Origin of the sequence: Shinella curvata (assembly GCF_022899935.1) — a bacterium.
Lineage (GTDB): Bacteria > Pseudomonadota > Alphaproteobacteria > Rhizobiales > Rhizobiaceae > Shinella > Shinella curvata.
This window is the reverse complement of the sequence record NZ_JALJCJ010000004.1, coordinates 239,565-255,596: the sequence shown is the minus strand read 5'-3', so window position 1 is coordinate 255,596 and position 16,032 is coordinate 239,565. Positions and strand designations below refer to the sequence as shown.

12 protein-coding genes are annotated in these 16,032 nt (G+C 63.7%); 1 reads left to right on the top strand and 11 read right to left on the bottom strand.

Going from position 1 to position 16,032, the window contains the following annotated elements; translation table 11 throughout:
* Nucleotides 1–2: 2 nt before the first annotated feature.
* The 6 genes from MUU55_RS16160 to MUU55_RS16135 form a co-directional block, all read right to left on the bottom strand.
* Entirely contained in the window at nt 3–788 is a 786-nt protein-coding gene (locus MUU55_RS16160; protein WP_244761779.1) for an ABC transporter permease, read from the bottom strand.
* 3 nt (nt 789–791) lie between these two features.
* A complete protein-coding gene (locus MUU55_RS16155) occupies nt 792–1,682 on the bottom strand; it encodes an ABC transporter permease (protein WP_244761778.1) in 891 nt (296 codons plus the stop codon).
* 60 nt (nt 1,683–1,742) lie between these two features.
* A complete protein-coding gene (locus MUU55_RS16150; RefSeq protein ID WP_244761777.1) occupies nt 1,743–2,813 on the bottom strand; it encodes an extracellular solute-binding protein in 1,071 nt (356 codons plus the stop codon).
* A 45-nt stretch (nt 2,814–2,858) separates the two neighbouring features.
* Nucleotides 2,859–3,476 carry a helix-turn-helix domain-containing protein gene (locus MUU55_RS16145; RefSeq protein WP_244761776.1) on the bottom strand — a complete coding sequence of 206 codons (618 nt, stop codon included), beginning with the start codon at nt 3,474–3,476 and terminating at the stop codon, nt 2,859–2,861.
* Between the two features lie 97 nt (nt 3,477–3,573).
* The gene (locus tag MUU55_RS16140) at nt 3,574–5,136 is read right to left on the bottom strand and encodes a D-aminopeptidase (RefSeq protein WP_244761775.1); all 1,563 of its coding nucleotides are present in this window, start codon (nt 5,134–5,136) and stop codon (nt 3,574–3,576) included.
* Nucleotides 5,137–5,246: 110 nt separating this feature from the next.
* Nucleotides 5,247–7,298 (bottom strand): oxidoreductase, encoded by a 2,052-nt coding sequence (locus tag MUU55_RS16135; protein ID WP_244761774.1) that lies wholly within the window; start codon nt 7,296–7,298, stop codon nt 5,247–5,249.
* Between the two features lie 121 nt (nt 7,299–7,419).
* On the opposite strand from MUU55_RS16135, the gene MUU55_RS16130 reads away from it, so the two are divergent.
* Nucleotides 7,420–8,037 carry a TetR family transcriptional regulator C-terminal domain-containing protein gene (locus MUU55_RS16130; RefSeq protein ID WP_244761773.1) on the top strand — a complete coding sequence of 206 codons (618 nt, stop codon included), beginning with the start codon at nt 7,420–7,422 and terminating at the stop codon, nt 8,035–8,037.
* 95 nt (nt 8,038–8,132) lie between these two features.
* On the opposite strand, the gene MUU55_RS16125 is transcribed toward MUU55_RS16130, so the two are convergent.
* The 5 genes from MUU55_RS16125 to MUU55_RS16105 are packed head-to-tail and all read right to left on the bottom strand — an operon-like array spanning nt 8,133 to nt 15,948.
* Nucleotides 8,133–9,035 carry a siderophore ABC transporter substrate-binding protein gene (locus MUU55_RS16125; RefSeq protein WP_244761772.1) on the bottom strand — a complete coding sequence of 301 codons (903 nt, stop codon included), beginning with the start codon at nt 9,033–9,035 and terminating at the stop codon, nt 8,133–8,135.
* Nucleotides 9,036–9,082: 47 nt separating this feature from the next.
* Nucleotides 9,083–9,916 carry a sugar phosphate isomerase/epimerase family protein gene (locus MUU55_RS16120; protein ID WP_244761771.1) on the bottom strand — a complete coding sequence of 278 codons (834 nt, stop codon included), beginning with the start codon at nt 9,914–9,916 and terminating at the stop codon, nt 9,083–9,085.
* Nucleotides 9,913–11,208 (bottom strand): DUF6005 family protein, encoded by a 1,296-nt coding sequence (locus tag MUU55_RS16115; protein WP_244761770.1) that lies wholly within the window; start codon nt 11,206–11,208, stop codon nt 9,913–9,915. The genes MUU55_RS16120 and MUU55_RS16115 overlap by 4 nt, the downstream gene beginning before the upstream one ends.
* Complete coding sequence (locus tag MUU55_RS16110; protein WP_244761769.1) at nt 11,205–14,198, bottom strand: IucA/IucC family protein; 2,994 nt, start codon at nt 14,196–14,198, stop codon at nt 11,205–11,207. The genes MUU55_RS16115 and MUU55_RS16110 overlap by 4 nt, the downstream gene beginning before the upstream one ends.
* The gene (locus tag MUU55_RS16105) at nt 14,182–15,948 is read right to left on the bottom strand and encodes an IucA/IucC family protein (protein WP_244761768.1); all 1,767 of its coding nucleotides are present in this window, start codon (nt 15,946–15,948) and stop codon (nt 14,182–14,184) included. The genes MUU55_RS16110 and MUU55_RS16105 overlap by 17 nt, the downstream gene beginning before the upstream one ends.
* Nucleotides 15,949–16,032: the final 84 nt, after the last annotated feature.

Here is a 16,032-nt window from a genome sequence, read left to right as displayed (position 1 = left end):
GGTCAGGTCCTTCCGCGGCGCATGCCCAGGAGCAGGCCGGCGATGATGATGAGCGACGTGGCGATGAAGAGCAGCGTGCCGACGGCCGCGACGGTCGGATCGGCATCCCGCGTGATGGACGAATAGATCTGTACCGGCAGCGTCTTGAGATAGGGGCTGGTGATGAACAGCGCGACGATGATCTCGTCGAACGAGGTGATGAAGGCGAAGAGCGCGCCGGAGAGAACGCCGGGCAGGATCAGCGGCAGCGTCACCGTGCGGAATACCGTCAGGCGGCCCGCACCGAGGCTCGACGCCGCCGTTTCCAGCCGCCGGTCGAAGACTTCGAGGCTCGCCTGCACGGCGATCAGCACGAAGGGGATGGCGAGCATCGTGTGGGCCAGCACGAAACCGGTGACAGTGCCGACGAGATGCGTATCGAGATAGACAGCATAGATGCCGATCGCCAAAACCACGCCCGGCACGACCATCGGCGTGATGAGTAGGGCGCGCAGCAGGCCACCGGTGCGCGCCGCAGCACGGGTGACGCCGAAGGCGGCGAGGGTGCCGATGACGGTCGCCACCACCGCGACGATGAGGGCGACGATCAGCGAATTGGAGAAGCTCGTCGTCCAGTCCGGGTTGCTGAAGAAGTTTTCATACCATTGCCAGCTGAAACCGACCGGCGGGAAGGCGAGGGACTTGTTGCCGTTGAACGACATCGGGATCACGACCAGCGTCGGCGCAAGCAACAGGATCGCGACGAGCAGGCAGAACAGACCGAGGAAAATGCGGGAGAACGACGGCATAGCCTAAGCCTCCCTGCGCGAGGATGCGTGTTTCTGGCGCATCAGCGGAGCGGCCAAGGCGAGAAGCACGAAGGTCGCGACCAGCAGCACCACGCCCATGGCGCCACCACGGCCCCAGTTGAGCAGGCTCAACACCTGGTTCTGCACCAGCGAGGACAAGAGAATGCTGCGCGGACCACCGAGCAAAGCCGGGGTGATGTAGAAGCCGAGCGACAGGATGAAGACGATGATCGCACCGGCATAGACGCCGGGCAGCGACAGCGGCACGTAGATCTGCAGGAAAGCCTTCCAGGGTTTCGCGCCGAGGCTGCGGGCGGCCTGCAACAGGCGTGTATCGATGCCCTTCATCACGGAATAGATCGGCAGGATCATGAACGGCAGCAGCACCTGCGTCATGCCGATGACGACGCCCGGCAGGGTGCGGATCAGCTTGACCGGCGACAGGCCGAGGCCGCGCAGGATGGAATTGATGACGCCGGAATCCTGCAGGAGGATCACCCAGGCGAGGGTGCGCACAACGCCGCTCAGCCAGAAGGGTACGAGCACGCAGAGGATGAGCGCCAGCCGGACGTTCTTGCCGACGATGGTCATGGCGTAGGCGTAAGGATAGGCGCAGATGAGGGAGACGAGCGTAACCCAGGCGGCGACGACGAAGGTGCGTTGCAGCACCGTGCGGTTCACCGCGGATTGGAAGAACCAGACGTAATTGTCGACGCCGACGGTGGGATCGGTGAAGGAGCGCCACACGACGATGCCGAGCGGATAGGCGAGCACAACGAGCAGCACCAGCACGGCGGGCGCGGCAAGCCAAACCGCCCCGCGCGGTCGGAAACGGGACAAAAAGGCCGATCGAACAGCGGCAACCCTCAAGCCTTCATCATGTGTCGCGGTCATGGGCATCTCCCGTTTTCGAGACAGGCCCGGCCGAAACCGGGCCTGCGATTGCTCAGCTGCTCAGTTGCCGGAGAGAAGTGCGTTCCACTTCTCGGCGGCGAGATCGAAGTTCTTCACCCAGAACGGAATGTTCTGCTGATAGCCCTGCGCGTTACGCTCGGGCGTCGAGGTGAGGAAGGCTGCCGTCGCATCGTCGACCTTCGGCTTGGCGTCCGTGTTGATCGGCGTGTAGGAGGTCTTTTCGGTCAGGACAGCCTGGGCGTTCGCGCCGAGATAGGCGTTGAGCAGCGCATAGGCCGCATCCGTATCCTTGACGCCGACCGGGATGGTCATCTGGTCCATCACGACCAGCCAGTCCTGCCAGACCGGCGTGTAGGCGGCACCGTTCTTCACGGCGGTCATGGCGCGGCCGGTCCACATCATGATCATGTCGGCCTCGCCGGACTCAGCCAACTGCTGGCTTTCCGCGCCGGTCTTCCAATAGATTGTATCCGGGCCGAGATCGCGCAGCTTCTGGATGCCCTTCTCGATATCGTCAGGCGTCATCGCCTTCGGATCGCCGCCCGTCGCCTTGAAAGCCTGTTCAATCAGGCCGCCGGTCGGATCACCCGAACCATCGATGGCGCGCGAGCCGGGGAACTTTTCCGTGTCGAAGAAATCGACCCAGTTCTTCGGCGGGTTATCCTTATAGGTCTCGTTCTTGTACATCAGCACGACGCCGTAGTTCATCGCCGGAACCGAGCATTCGCCGACCTGGCCAGGCGGGATTTTCGAGACGTCAAGCTTGGAAAGGTCGAGCTTCTGGAAGAGCGTGCCGCAATGCACATAGGGCGGCAGGTCAGCGGTATCGACCACGTCCCAGGTGACGTTACCGGCATCGACCTGCGCCTTCAGCTTGGCGATCTCGGTCGGGCCGTCATTGAGCAGCGTCACGCCTGATTTGTCGACGAATTCCTTGAGGGCGGCGACCTGGCCGTCCTGATAGATGCCGCCATAGGAGACGAAGGTCAGCGTCTTGCCCTTCAGCGAGCCTTCCTTGACCTCGCCGGCGACCGGCTTGTCCTGTGCGAATACCGGCAACGCCAGGGCGCACGTCATCGTCAGGGCCAGAGCCCTCGCAAATTTCTTCATGTTGATACTCCCAGTAGCGCTCGCGTTACGTTGTTCCTGCCGGGGCTACGAGCCGGGCCGGGGCAGGTATTTGTCGAGATCATCCGCGACGCTGGTCGGCGGCGCGATCATCCAGATGACTTCAGCGGTTTCCGTGCCGATATTGACGGTCTTGTGCGGAACCGAGCTTGGATATTCGATGCTGTCGCCGGAGGACAGCACATGGCGCTCCTCGCCGAGGGTAAGCTCCACCTCGCCGCGGATAACAAAGAAGAGTTCCTGCGAATCCCCGTGGCTATAGGGCTTCTCACCCGTCGAGCCACCGGGATCGAACTCGCCGATATAGACCTCCATGTCGCGGATCGGACGCCGCGACAGGAGCATCTTGCGATAACCCTCCGCCGGCGGTAGGGCCGGACGCTCATCCTTGCGCAATACCCGGCCGACTGGCGGCGAGCCGTCGTCGAAAAGGTCGGTGAGGCTGATGCCGAGCGCGCCTGCGATACGCATCAGCGTGCTGATATTGACGCCGCTGAGACCGCGCTCGAGCTGACTGAGGAAGCTTGCGGTCGTGCCCGTTGCATCGCCGAGCGCCCGTAGCGACATGCGTCGGGCCGCACGGAAGGCCTTGACCTTCTCGCCGATGACGGCCTGATTCTTTGTCGCTACCGCGATGTCATCCATAGCCTCACTCCTCACTTAACAACATATTAAGTGGAGCGGGGATTAGCAATCGCGAAATGCGCATTGACGCAGATTTTTTCCCGACCAGCCTATCGGGCTATATCACACGGCGATAGCCTATGTTCCGCGCCAGCCAGCAGCCGACGCTAAGGCCCGTTACCGCGCCGGCAGCGTCGCGCCGGATCAGCACTGTCCAGTCACCCGGGGCGGCTGCATCGAGCGCGCGGCGGCTGGTGACGACCCAGATGTCCTCGGCCAATGCATACATGCGCTCCATCGGCCCTGTGCCGTACGTGCCTTCAAAAACCGCGAAGGCCGCACCGTCGCGCGCCTCGATCTCCAGAAAGGCCTCCAGTTCATCGGACCAGTAGCGCCCCGAGATTGGCTTCGCATCCGCCCATTCCACCGGTTCGATCCGACGGGCGGTGACGGTAAGATTTTCGCTCCGCCGCTGCATGAGCAGATGCTCATCCCCTTTGCGGAGCGAAAAATCCTGCCCGTAAGCAGCGCCGTCGGATGCAACGACCGCCCGCGCGGCGGAAGGGCCGTAGTGGAGTTTCACGCCTTCGGCGTCCGCCACGGTGCGCACGACAAGCCCCTGCGCTTCATCCAGCCACAGCCCATTCCAGTTCGCCGGAGGGAGCGCTTCGTCGGCTTTGCCCAGGCCGAGCGCGGCATCGACGAGCATGGTTGCGGCATTGTAGGCACTTGTGCCGTGGTTGAACATCACGACCACGGACAGACGCTCCGCCGCCACATGCATGCGGTAGGAACCGAAGCCGCGCAGACCGCCGCCATGCCCGGTGAACGTCAAGCCGCGATAAACATCCTGACGCAAACCGTAGGCGTAGGTCGCGGGCGCGCCGTCAGCATAGAAGACAGGGGCCGAGAGGCGATTGTAGAGACCATCGGGATCGTCCCGCGTCGCATCGATGTAGCACTCCCAGGCAAGCATGTCGTCGAGCGCAGCGGCGATACCGGCATCACCGAACCAGTAGATGCCGTTATCCGCCGGAAGGAAGCCGACATCGTCATTGCCTTCATAACCGATGACGCCGTCGGGTGGCACACGCGTGTTTGGGGACAGAACGGCGGTGGACATGCCGGCGGGCCTAAACAGACGTTCTGCCAACAGGCCGGCAAGATCTCGGCCAGTGCCGCGCTCGATCAGCTCGCCAAGAATGCGGAAATTACCGTTGCTGTAAGAATAATGCGCACCGGCCGGAAAATGCCCGGTCTTGGCGCTAGCGATGAGCGGCAAGGCATACTCGCGGCAGAACTCGCTCTCGGGATAGGCACCCTGCAGCACGGTCAAGGCCCAGTAATCACGCAGACCTGACTGGTTGTGGCAGAGTTCCGTAACCGTCGGCAGCCGGTCGCGATAGAGGGGCAGGAAGTCGCGGACCCTGTCGTCCAAGGCGGCGGGATCACCGAACTGGTCAAGCAACAGGGCGCAGGTGAATTGCTTGGAGATCGAGCAGATCGGCAGGCGTGTCTCCACCGTCATCGGCAGGCGACGATACATGTCCGAAAAGCCCCAGGCACGACGCGCCACGACCTTGCCATCCTTGACGACACCCGCGACGCCACCCGGTCCGTGAAAACGGTAGGGAAGGCGGTTCAGCGCCCGGTCGAGCGCCGCAGTATCGAGCATCGTCATTCCATCATCCTGTCAAACCATCGAACGGCGCCGAAGACGTGCTGCGGTTCCGCGCGCAACAAACGCCAGCAACATCGCCTTGGCAAGGGTCAAGCACCTTCTTTTGCCGCTCATCGATAGGCGTCGCAGCCCTCGTTTTGCGCACTGGCCAGCTTTCGGGCATAGAAGTGCCCTGCATAATTGGCGGCTGCGATGATACCGGGGGCGAGACAGTCGCCAATGCGCTCCACGGTTTCGATGCCGTGATCGGTCCAGACCTCCGCACGAGCCGACAGGTCATGCCAGAGCCGGGCGACCGGCAGGCGCGCCGTTACAGGCACGACGATGGAACAGTCGATTTCCCGCCGCCGTCCGGAATAGATGCACTCGACGCTCAGGACATCCGGCCTGAAATCACCGAGCTGATGCAGCAGCACGATGTCGATGCCGAGCTCGATCAGGCGGGTCTGTACCCGGCGCTGTTCCAGCGTGTGATCCGTCCATGGCGCGACGATGGACGCAGGCGTGACGAAGGTCACCCGGCGACCCGACAGCGCGATCATTTCCGCGAGCACGCTTGCCATGTAATACCGGTCGTCATCGAAGATCACGACCGGACCGTTACCTGAAAGAGCAGCCGTTCCGCGTTCGAGAAGCGCGTCGACACCGACAACGGCATTGCCCGACAGGAAGGGCAGGGCAGAGCGGTGCAGGCGGCCGACCCCGTCGGTGCGCCAGCGGGCTCCGGTAGCGATCGCCACATGCCGGATACCGTAGGAAAGCACATCCTCGGCGGTGAGGGGACTATCGAGATAAAGCTCGACATTCGGAGCCTGCCGCAGCTGGCCCATGCGCCAGTCGCGCACGCGCGCCCAGGTCGCAAGTCCCGGTAGTTTCGCCTCCTTTGTGACGCGGCCGCCCCATTCGCGACCGGCCTCCGCGACCGTGACGTCCGCGCCGCGCTGGGCAAGGGCGCGCGCCGCCTCAAGCCCTGTCGGCCCGCCGCCGATGATAAGCACGGCTTCGGGTTTTGCGAGCGACGGAATGATCTCCGGATGCCAGCCCTTACGAGCCTCCTCGCCAATGGTCGGGTTCTGTGTACAGCGTATCGGCACGACGGTGTTGTCGCCGGCGGTACAGATGTTGCAGCCGATGCACTCCCGGATATCGTCGATGCGGCCCTCCTCGATCTTCTTCGGCAGGAAAGGATCGGCGATGGAGGGACGCGCGGCTCCGACCAGGTCGAGCACGCCGGAGCGGATCGCCCGCACCATCGCATCCGGTGACGTATAGCGGCCGACGCCGACGACGGGCTTCGTCGTCACCGTCTTGACGAAGGCGGTATAGGCTTCCTGGAAACCTTCCTGCGAGAAACGGGCGGTCTGGCTGTCATTCGACCAGTTGGAAAGGTTGACATCCCAGAGGTCCGGCTCTTCCGCCAGCGCCGCGACAACGTCGCGTCCCTCACCGTCATGCTGCAGGCCGTCGGCCCCCAGCAGTTCCTCGACGGCGAAGCGCACGGCGATGGCACAGCGATCACCGACGGCATCGCGTGTATCGGCCAGAACCTCGCGGAACAGACGCAAGCGATTTTCGAAACTGCCGCCGTATTCATCGGTGCGGGAATTGTGCCGCTGGAGCAGGAAATGCTGGAGCAACGTCATGTCGTGCCCGGCATAGACATAGACGATATCGAAACCCGCCCGCTTCGCCCTGAGCGCCGCATCGCGGTGCCATGTCCGGAACGCCGCGATATCTGCCTTGTCCATGGCACGCGCCTGCACAGGATCCTCGACGTCCACCACCATGTCCGAAGGGCCATAGGGGGCGATACGGGTCAGCCGATTGGCGGTGTGGATGCCGTTGTGAACCAGCTGGATCGCGGCAAGGCTTCCATGCTCGTGCACAGCCTCTGTCAACTTCTTCAGCCGGTCGACATCGTGATCGTCCCAGATGCGCTGCTGGTTGGAAGGCGAAATGTCGGAGGAGGGGTGGATTTCGGTTTCCTGCGTGGAGACGACGCCCCAGCCGCCCTCGGCTTTCATGCGCCGAAGAGAGAGGTCCGCCTCGGGATAGCGGTGGCCCATGCCGCTACAGTGCGGCACCTGGTAGAAGCGATTGCGCGTGGTCACCGGGCCGATCCGAACCGGCTCGAACAGGATATCGTAACGTGGATCGCGCATGGTTCCTCCCCCGGCGTCTCATTCGACTATACACTTGCATAGCAACTATGCGACTGTATAGTCGAAATCTGGATATCCGGGATGTTTGCGCGTAGGAAACCTCCGGGCAAGGAGTATGGACATGACAGAGGCCGGCGACGTTTTGCCCCCTGGCGGGAAGCAGCGCGACCTCATCGAGGCGACGCTCGAATGCATAGCCGAACTCGGCATCCAGGGTACGTCCGTGCGCGCGGTTGCCGCGCGGGCGGGCGTGTCCAACGGGCTTATCCGCCATCATTTCGACGCCAAGGCGAACCTCATCCTCGCCGCCTACCGCCGCACCATCGAACTGATTTCCACCAACTCCACGCGTGAACTGAAATCCACCGAGGGTACGCCGCGCGCGCGGCTGCGCCGCTTCATCGTCGCCACGCTCGACACACCCGCCTCGGATCCACGATTGCTTTCCCTGTGGGCGACGTTCATCAGCCAAAGCCGCGTCGATCCCGAGATCGCCGCTGTCCGCGAAAAAAGCTACCTGGCGCTCCGCCGCGCCACCGAACCGCTCATCGCCGCCGTCTTTGCCGCGGAAGGGCGACCGCTTTCGGCCGAAGAGGTCGAAACGACGACCGTCGTCGTTCATGCAATGCTCGACGGCCTCTGGATCGAGGCTGGCCTCAGCCAATCGCCAGACGGCGTGGAGAAACTGATCGCGCTTGGCATCCACTCTGTCGAGAAACTGCTGGATATCAAACTCTAGCGGACCATGGCGAGGGACGCGTCCCGATGGAACGCGCCCCCTGGCGGCGCCTGTGGGGAAACGCCGCCGCGACGGACAAAGACGCCGAACCGGCGTCAGTCCACCTTGCCAAAGCCCTTGGTGATCGCGTCGAAGACCCGCACCATGGCGCGCGCGCCGCCGGCGGCAATGTAGAAATCCCCCGAGGGCAGATAGATGACCTGTCCCTTCCGCCAAGCGGTGGTTGCGGCGACGAGTTCGTTGTCCAGCGTCGTTCTGGCGCTCTGCTCGCCCGCACCGATTGCCGCGGCGCGGTCAAGGACGATCAGCCAGTCGGGATTGGCACTGCGGATGAACTCGAAGGACACCGCCTCGCCGTGTGTCGCGGCCTCGACATCCTCGATCGCCGCCGGCAGGGCAAGCGAACGGTGCAGCCATCCGAAACGCGAACCGGGACCGTAGGCCGAAATCTTCGGGCCGTTGGTCATGACGATCAGCGCCTTGCCCTTGCCCGCAACGGCAGCACGCGCCGTCCCCACTGCGGCATCCAGCTCGCCACGGGCTTCGGCCGCCTCGCTCTCCCTGGCGAAGAGCTTGCCGTATGTCTCGATACGCTGGCGCGCCTGTTCGAGGAGATCGTCGCCATCCATGGTCATGTCGATGGTGGCAGCAACCTGCGCGGCGGCGTCCACCTTGGTCGAGGAGCGACCGCCGAGGATGATGAGGTCCGGGGCAAGCGCGCTCAGTGCTTCCAGGTCCGGCTCGAAGATATCGCCGGCATCGGTGGATTTCTCCTTCAGCGGGGCGAGTTCCGGCAGGTAAAGGTTGGACGGAAGACCCGCCATCGTCACACCCAGTCGGTCGAGCGTATCGACGGCGGCGATGTCGAAGACGGCCACCGTTTCGACGGGTAGCGATACGGACCTGGGGCCAGCCGCGGTCGCAATCTCCAGCTCCTCAGCGGAAGCCGCGGTAACGCCAAACAGCATCAGAGCGAAAAGGGCAAAAAGTTTGTGCATTGGGTTCTTTCTCGACGACACGTCGGGCGCCGTATCCTTCCGGGATGTCAACTCGCGGTGCGAAGCAGGACGGCGCTGGCTTCGGTGAGCTTCTGCCGGTCGTGACGCAGCACGTCCAGGCAATCAGCCCCAAACCATTCCAGCGAGGCCTCGACCGAGCCATCACCGGCAAGCGTTTCAAGGAACGGCCTGTAGTCCACCGCCCCCTCGAAAAGCCGCGTCATACCATCGCGCCGCCCCGCCGGAGCATAGACATTCGCCGGCTCGAAGACCGTGAGGTCGGCGCGGGCACGGATGTTCTTGAAATGATAGTGGCGCACATGTGGCCGGATCAGCCGGTGGAAGGTCACCGGGTCGTCACCGCCCTCCCAGACATGCAGCGTATCGAAATTGATGCCGAAGGCTGGATGGTCCACCTCCTCGAGCAACCGCAATGTCGAGGCTCCGCAATCGGCAAGCGTGTTCGGATGGGTTTCAGCAAGCAGCGACAGGCCGTGATCGGCGGCAAGGGTCGCGAGTTCCCGCAACCGCATGGCAATAAGACGGCGCTCCGGCGCCTCCGTGCGCGCGCTGGCCTTGCTGCCGGCGAAGGTGCGGATCTTGCGGGCCTGCCAGCGCCGGGCAAGCCGGACCAGCGCAAGCATGCGCCGACGCAATTCCATCGGATCGGCGTCCAGCGGCAGGTAGTCGCTGACCATGGGCACGCCGAGGCCGAGCGCGGCGAGCCATTCACCGTTCCGTTCCGGCCGGTGATCGAGGCTGCGGGCGTGAACGCCCCACAATTCGATGCCGTCGAAGCCATTGGCCCGGGCGAAGGCGGCGATCTCGTCGAGCGAGATGAGATGGTGGCGGAACGTGATGGTGCAGAGCGAGAGCCTCATCGCGCAGCCCTCCGGGCATAGGACGCAAGATCGGCAGGGAACCGTTCTACGCACCATTGCCCAAAAATCGCGCCGAGCTTGCGCTTCAGCTTGAATTCCTGTGCGTCGATATCATCGATACGCGCGAGCACGGCGTCGGCAAGCCCGGCATCGGCCGTTTGCCCGAGCTTCATGCAATCATAATGCAGGGTCTTCAACTGCTGAATCAGTGTCTCGATCTCGTCGCACCACGGATCGAACTCGGTCGCCGGCAGTTTCAGCGCGCGCCAGAAGTAGGCGAAGCCGTGCTCGTAGGCGTATTTGCGAATGGTGATGACCGGCAGCTCGCGCACGGCAAGCGGTAAATCGCCGAGCGTCAGCCCGTCGCGGCCGGCGAGGTGGGCACGCACGATCTCGCGCAGGCGATCGGCGAGCGGGTTCTCATGCGGGCGGAAGCAGGCCTCGAAATAGGCCCGCACGTCCGCATCCTCCGGCGGATGCGCCGCACTGCCGTCAAAGGCATAGCCACCGGCCACCGTTGGCTGGCGCACGGCATTCAAGACCGTCTGCCGGGCGATCTCGCCTTCCCAGCGATAGTCCGGGTCGAGCACACCGAACGTCGCCGGGTTCCCTGAATCCTCCAGCATCAGATAATGCGGGAAGGGATTCTGGTTGAACTTGTTCTCGCGCTCGGGGAGGTGGAACATGTCGAGCATGACCATGACGCTGCCCTCCGTCGGCCGGTGGGCGATCCGCGCCAGCAGCGTCTCGATATTCTGCTCTTTCGAGCGAGCGGCATCGTACCAATCCTCGATGGCCACACCGTAGAGGCGTTCAAACCAGACCTTGAAGAAATCCTGCGCGATACCCGGGCCGTGATACAGCAGCTGTGCCCGTTCGCTGACGGCGAAGGGCGTGTCCCATATACCGAAATAGAACGGCCGGTGATCGAGCTTGCGCTTCTTCAGCCCGTCGCAGAGGCAACTGACGAAGCAATGGACCTTGATGTCGTAATCCAGCTCGCCATGCACGCCTTCTCCTGCCGCGGGCTGCGGAACAGGCGCCGCGCTGCCACGGGCCAACAACACCGCGAGGTCCGCGACGGTGGCGATGTCCTGCCGGCTGATGATCTCCTCCGGCACGCTGAGACCAAATTCGAGCTCGAGGTTGAGAAAAATCTGCAGGACCAGCACGGAGTCGAGATAGAGGTCCTCGTTGAGCCGGGCCTCGGGCGCGAAGCCCGCGAGATGAGGGTGATTCATGTGTTCGGCAAGCACCGTTCGGACGGCGGCGATGATCTCGGTCTCGTTCATTCGGCGGCCTCCTTGCCCGGATGGAACTCGCCGGCAGCAAAACGTGCGGCAACTTCGCGCCGATTGATCTTGCCGTTCGCCTGACGCGGTACGGCCTCGACTTGCACGGTCTCGGTCGGCAACTGGTGAGAAGCGAGGCGAGGCATGCACCACGCGCGGATATCCTGCGGCGATACGGCGACCGTCGCCGAGAAGACCAGCCCGACGCGCTCCCCGGCAAAGCGATCCTCGCGGCGGAAGGCGACCGCATCGGTGACGCCGGGCATCGTCATGACGGCCTCCTCGACCTGCGCCGGATAGACATTGAGGCCCGAGACATTGATCATGTCGTCGAGCCGCGAGACGAAGACGAGCATGCCATCGGCGCGCCGGTACCCCAGGTCCCGCGTGGCGATCGGACGACCGTTGCGGGTCACGACGATTTCGCCTGGCGCATCTTCGTCAATGCCCGTTTCGAGCGAGAGGTGCGGCAGCACATAGCCCATGTCTCCGACGGCCGTCAGGTCCGGATTGATCGCGATGCAACCGGCCTCCGAGCAACCGTACTGCTGGAAGACATGCTCGGCCCTGGCACGGATGGTCTCGAACCAGGCCTCCGGCAACAATGTGCCCGAGGTCATCACGGCGTGCAGCTTTTCCCCTTCGGGTGTCAGCCGCGCCAGCGTATGCAGGATGGCCGGAGAGGAATAGAGCAGCGGCCGCGTGGTTTCACGCAGACGCCGCAGCAGGTATTTCGGGTTCGCGGTGTTCAGGATGAGCGGTGCCTGGCCACGCTCCAAAGCGACCAGGATGCCGCAGATGAGGCCGTAGGAATGGGTCGTCGGGCACGCGACGACAGGCGTCATCGTTTCCGGCGCGCGGAAAGTATCAACATAGCTGCGCACCTCCGCATCGATCTCCGACCAGCTGCGGGCAATGCATTTCGGCGCACCGGTCGTACCCGAACTCATCTGCAGAAGCTGGCCCTCGCCACCTATGGGCTCGCCGATGTGCTCAGGGATCACGCTGTTGTAGTAGAGCCGGTCGCAGCCTGCGGTGCGGGCGAGTTTCAATGCAGCGTCGTAGGGCGTGCCCGGGTGGATCGGCAACACGCTCGCGCCGCGAGCGCGTATGGCGAAGAAGAGGGCGAGCCAATCAGCCGTTTCGGGGAAGCAGACGGCAAGCCGCCCGCCCGCCGCGCCATCGAGGCCGGCCGCGTCCGCCATCGCCTCGATACGGTCTTCGAATTCGGCCTGTCCATAGATCCGGTCGTCAATCTGCAGCATGGGTCCTCCTGTGGCCCGCTTCTCGGGCGCAAAGGGATTGAGAATGGCGTGGTGATATTCCGGCGCCGCCGACAAGAGTTTGCGCACCATCAGCGATTCCGTGCGGATGGTGCGGGCACGGTGGCCGAGCTTTGCCTGACGTTCGGCAAGGCCGTGTTCGGCGGCATAAGCTTCGAGACGCTGGGCAATTAACGCCCAAAGCACGTCCTCCTCGCCATAACCGGCAGTTTCGAAGAGATGGGTGAGGTCGGTGAAGTTGTGGACGAAGAGCGTGTCCATGACGAGTTCGCGCAACATGTCGAGCGAGTTCGTCCAGTAGTAGTCATCGGGCTCGGCAGCCGCATAAACGGGATTCAGCGCGGCGAAGTCCGGGGCAAGCTGCGGATCCCGCAGAAAGGCCGGAACGTATTCCATGCTTTCGTGAAAATCGCGCAGGATCAGCCGCTCCGGCCAGCCGTCACGATGCACGAGCAGCATGTTCTGGGCGTGGGCCTCCAGGGCGATGCCGTGGCGCACCAGCAGGTGCCACACGGGAAGCACCGCGACATCGATCAGACGCGAAAACCACGCATCGAAGCCGTGGCGCGCGAGCCACGGCGCGACGAAAGGCTTTTCGTCCGCCTCGAACACGGCGAGCGCATTGAACGGCACGATCGCCTCACCGGGGCACAACGTTGCCTCCGCGCTTTCGCGCCAGATCACGGCAATTTCGCCGGCAAGCGGACCGTCGCGATCGGCAACGATGCCCGCATATTCCTTGAGGATCGTCAGCCGATGGCGCTCCGCAAACACGGGATCGCCGGCCAGGACCCCGCCGATCCAATCCGAGAGGACAGGCGCAGTGCAGACGGAATGCGGCGCAAGGATGCGGCGTGACGACGTATTGACGATGCCAAGCGACAGCTTGACGCTTGCCTGCTGCGGATTGTCGAGATTGTGCAGCGAACGGACGGACTGGCTTGCGACATAGCGGTCTCCCGCCACTCCAAGGAAATGCGCCTCGCCGTTTGCCAGCCAATCGGCGAGGCGGTCATCCTTCAGATGGCACCACTGCCAGGGATGCAGGGGAACAAAGCCGAAATCGGCCGCGGAAAGGCCAAGCGCCGCTCGCCGGAACTGAAGGTCGGCATATGTTTCCGCTCCGACTTCGGCAATCCAGAAGTCTGCCTCGTCAACGGGCAATGCCTGGCTGAGGTGCCGGCGGGCGACGAGAAGCCAGTCGAGGCGGAAGGGCGCGCCAGCCTCCGGTCCATAGGCACGATTGTCCGCTTGCGTGAAGCCGGTGCGCGCCTTGTAGCAGGGATGGTAGGGATGACCTTCGTCAAGAGCACCTTCGATGCCGGCAAAGGACATCGCGCGGCGGTCGCGCGGCGGGATTTCCGCGCAATTCCAGCGGGCGAATGCGACGGTCAGATTCAGTTCGCGGAGCAGCGTCTCACGGTTTTGCGCAGAACCCGGCAGCGCTGCCGTGACGTCCGAAAGGGTGGCCGCAGCCCAGTTGCCCGCAATCCTGCATTCGACGGAGAAAGGCTGGATGCGCGGACGACCGAACGGGCCGATGGCGGCGCGGCACCGATAGGTACGCTCGCCAAGGCGCCAGACGAGACCATCCGGCAAGGTCTGATCGCGCATTGGTGCCACAAGCTTCTCGAAGATGAGCGCGGCGACCAGCTGGCGCAGGACGCGGTCGTCGGGACGATCGGCGTGTTCAAGAGGCAAGGGCATGGCCACGCCTTTCCGCTGCACCGGCGTTCCAGAGCGGATTTTCGATATGCCGATAGAGCGGGCGCGTATCCTGTGCCTGCAATTCGTCCACCCCGAAAAGCCGCGCCCTGAGATTCCCCTTGGCGGCAATGGTCGGCACATGGATGAGGCTTTCGGCAAAGCGCCGGCCTGGCCCGGTCAACACGCGCGCGAGGTTTTCAAGACGCCGGTGGAGAATCCTCAACAATGCCGCCTCTTCGGCAAGGCCATCATGACCCATGCGCGAGATGACGGAGAAAATCTGATTGACGACGGCGTAGTAGGCGAAACGGTCGCGGATATCGGCCTCCGGGAAATAGAGGCCTTCGATCTCTTCCATTTCCGGCACAAGCCGGGCCAGTGACGAACGATGCCGTTCCGCCAGGTAGAAGCCCTGATTGTCACGATAGTAGTAGGCGGAGGGGAAGCCGCTCGACAGGTCGAGCAGGCTGTTCTGCTGGTGGGCTTCCAGCGCGATGCCGAAGTCGTCGTAGAGTGTCAGCAGAGGATCGAGCGCATGGTCGAGATAGCGTTCGAACCAGATAGCCGCGACGCCGGCAAGATCCCGCTCACCGCCTGTCGAAAGCCGGCGGAGAATGGCCTCCAGCAGCGAAACCGCGCCCGGCAGCGGATCGGCCGTCAGCGCTGCCAGCGTGACGATCCCGCGGTCGCGGCCGGCGCGGAACGGGTTTTCCCGTATGATCACCTCGAAGCCGCTTTCCTCCCGGCCCGGCAGAGCAAGCGAGATATGCGCGGGGTCCCGGACAATGTGGAAACCCGGATAGCGTCCGGCGATGCCGGCACGGTCGATGAGGCGCGCGACGGCGATTCCTGCCTTCAGTTCGTGCAGCCGGTTGACGCGCAGCGAATTGGTGATGCGCACCGGCAGCGAAAATTTCAGCATGAAGGGCAGGGCGGCATTGTAGACGGTGCGCACCGAAGATGTCGCGGCAAAGCGCGGGCCGCTTGAGCCCAGCAGCCGCAGTGCACCGTCGTCGATCAGCGCCTGCACGGCAGGATCGAACATCAATGCCTCCGCCTGCAGCGGATGCATCGGGATGAGGGTCTCGCCCGGAGCAAGCGGCGCATGCGCGGCGAGCGTGCGCACGATGTCCGCCGCACTTCTGCCGATTGCGCTGTCAGCCCGAACGATATCGTTCGCCGCAGCAAAATAGCGCAGCGGGAAATCGCCGCCGAATTCGGGAGCGTAGCTGCCCTGCTGCCAGAAGCTCATGCCCTCTCGACTTTTTGGCGTCGGATGCAACCAATGGCCATAGGCGATGGTGCGCTCGGCATCGAGAAAGGTGAAGCCGTCGGCCGCCAGCGGGCGGGCGACGGCAAGGTTTTCCGCCGTCCCCTGGTAACTCTGCAGAACCCGCTGCATCAGGCCGAGCTCATAGGCACGCGCACTCTCGTGCCGGCTGCCCTCGAAAAGCCGGCTGGCATCCTGGATGAGGAAGGGTAGCGCGCTCATCGGCTCAATTCTGCGCCATTGCGGATCCGCCGCCGGACGTGTCCATAGCGACCCGAAATGAAGCGGGCCGCAAAGCGAGCGCGAGGAAATTTCGGCACGGAGCACGAGACGCTGGCTGGCCAGCGTCCATTCGATGCACTCGCAGCTGCGCGAGCCCTCACGATGGATCACGGAAATGCCGGGATTGATCTCGCGAAGGAAGCAGTTCGCAAAGCTTTGGAAGGTTGCCGTTTCGGCAGTCTGTTGTGCAGAAGACATAACTCACCTGGAACGCCGGCCGGCGGCGCCGCGCGATACGGCGAACCGGTCCGAAATTGACGACGGGGTGTCAGATGACGGGCG

Coding starts and splice junctions, on each gene's coding strand:
- MUU55_RS16130 (WP_244761773.1), top strand. CDS start 7,420: ATGACAGAGGCCGGCGACGTTTTGCCCCCTGGCGGGAAGCAGCGCGAC.
- MUU55_RS16120 (WP_244761771.1), bottom strand. CDS start 9,916: ATGAGGCTCTCGCTCTGCACCATCACGTTCCGCCACCATCTCATCTCG.
- MUU55_RS16135 (WP_244761774.1), bottom strand. CDS start 7,298: ATGCGCGATCCACGTTACGATATCCTGTTCGAGCCGGTTCGGATCGGC.
- MUU55_RS16160 (WP_244761779.1), bottom strand. CDS start 788: ATGCCGTCGTTCTCCCGCATTTTCCTCGGTCTGTTCTGCCTGCTCGTC.
- MUU55_RS16140 (WP_244761775.1), bottom strand. CDS start 5,136: ATGACGATGCTCGATACTGCGGCGCTCGACCGGGCGCTGAACCGCCTT.
- MUU55_RS16145 (WP_244761776.1), bottom strand. CDS start 3,476: ATGGATGACATCGCGGTAGCGACAAAGAATCAGGCCGTCATCGGCGAG.
- MUU55_RS16105 (WP_244761768.1), bottom strand. CDS start 15,948: ATGTCTTCTGCACAACAGACTGCCGAAACGGCAACCTTCCAAAGCTTT.
- MUU55_RS16115 (WP_244761770.1), bottom strand. CDS start 11,208: ATGAACGAGACCGAGATCATCGCCGCCGTCCGAACGGTGCTTGCCGAA.
- MUU55_RS16110 (WP_244761769.1), bottom strand. CDS start 14,198: ATGCCCTTGCCTCTTGAACACGCCGATCGTCCCGACGACCGCGTCCTG.
- MUU55_RS16155 (WP_244761778.1), bottom strand. CDS start 1,682: ATGACCGCGACACATGATGAAGGCTTGAGGGTTGCCGCTGTTCGATCG.
- MUU55_RS16150 (WP_244761777.1), bottom strand. CDS start 2,813: ATGAAGAAATTTGCGAGGGCTCTGGCCCTGACGATGACGTGCGCCCTG.
- MUU55_RS16125 (WP_244761772.1), bottom strand. CDS start 9,035: ATGCACAAACTTTTTGCCCTTTTCGCTCTGATGCTGTTTGGCGTTACC.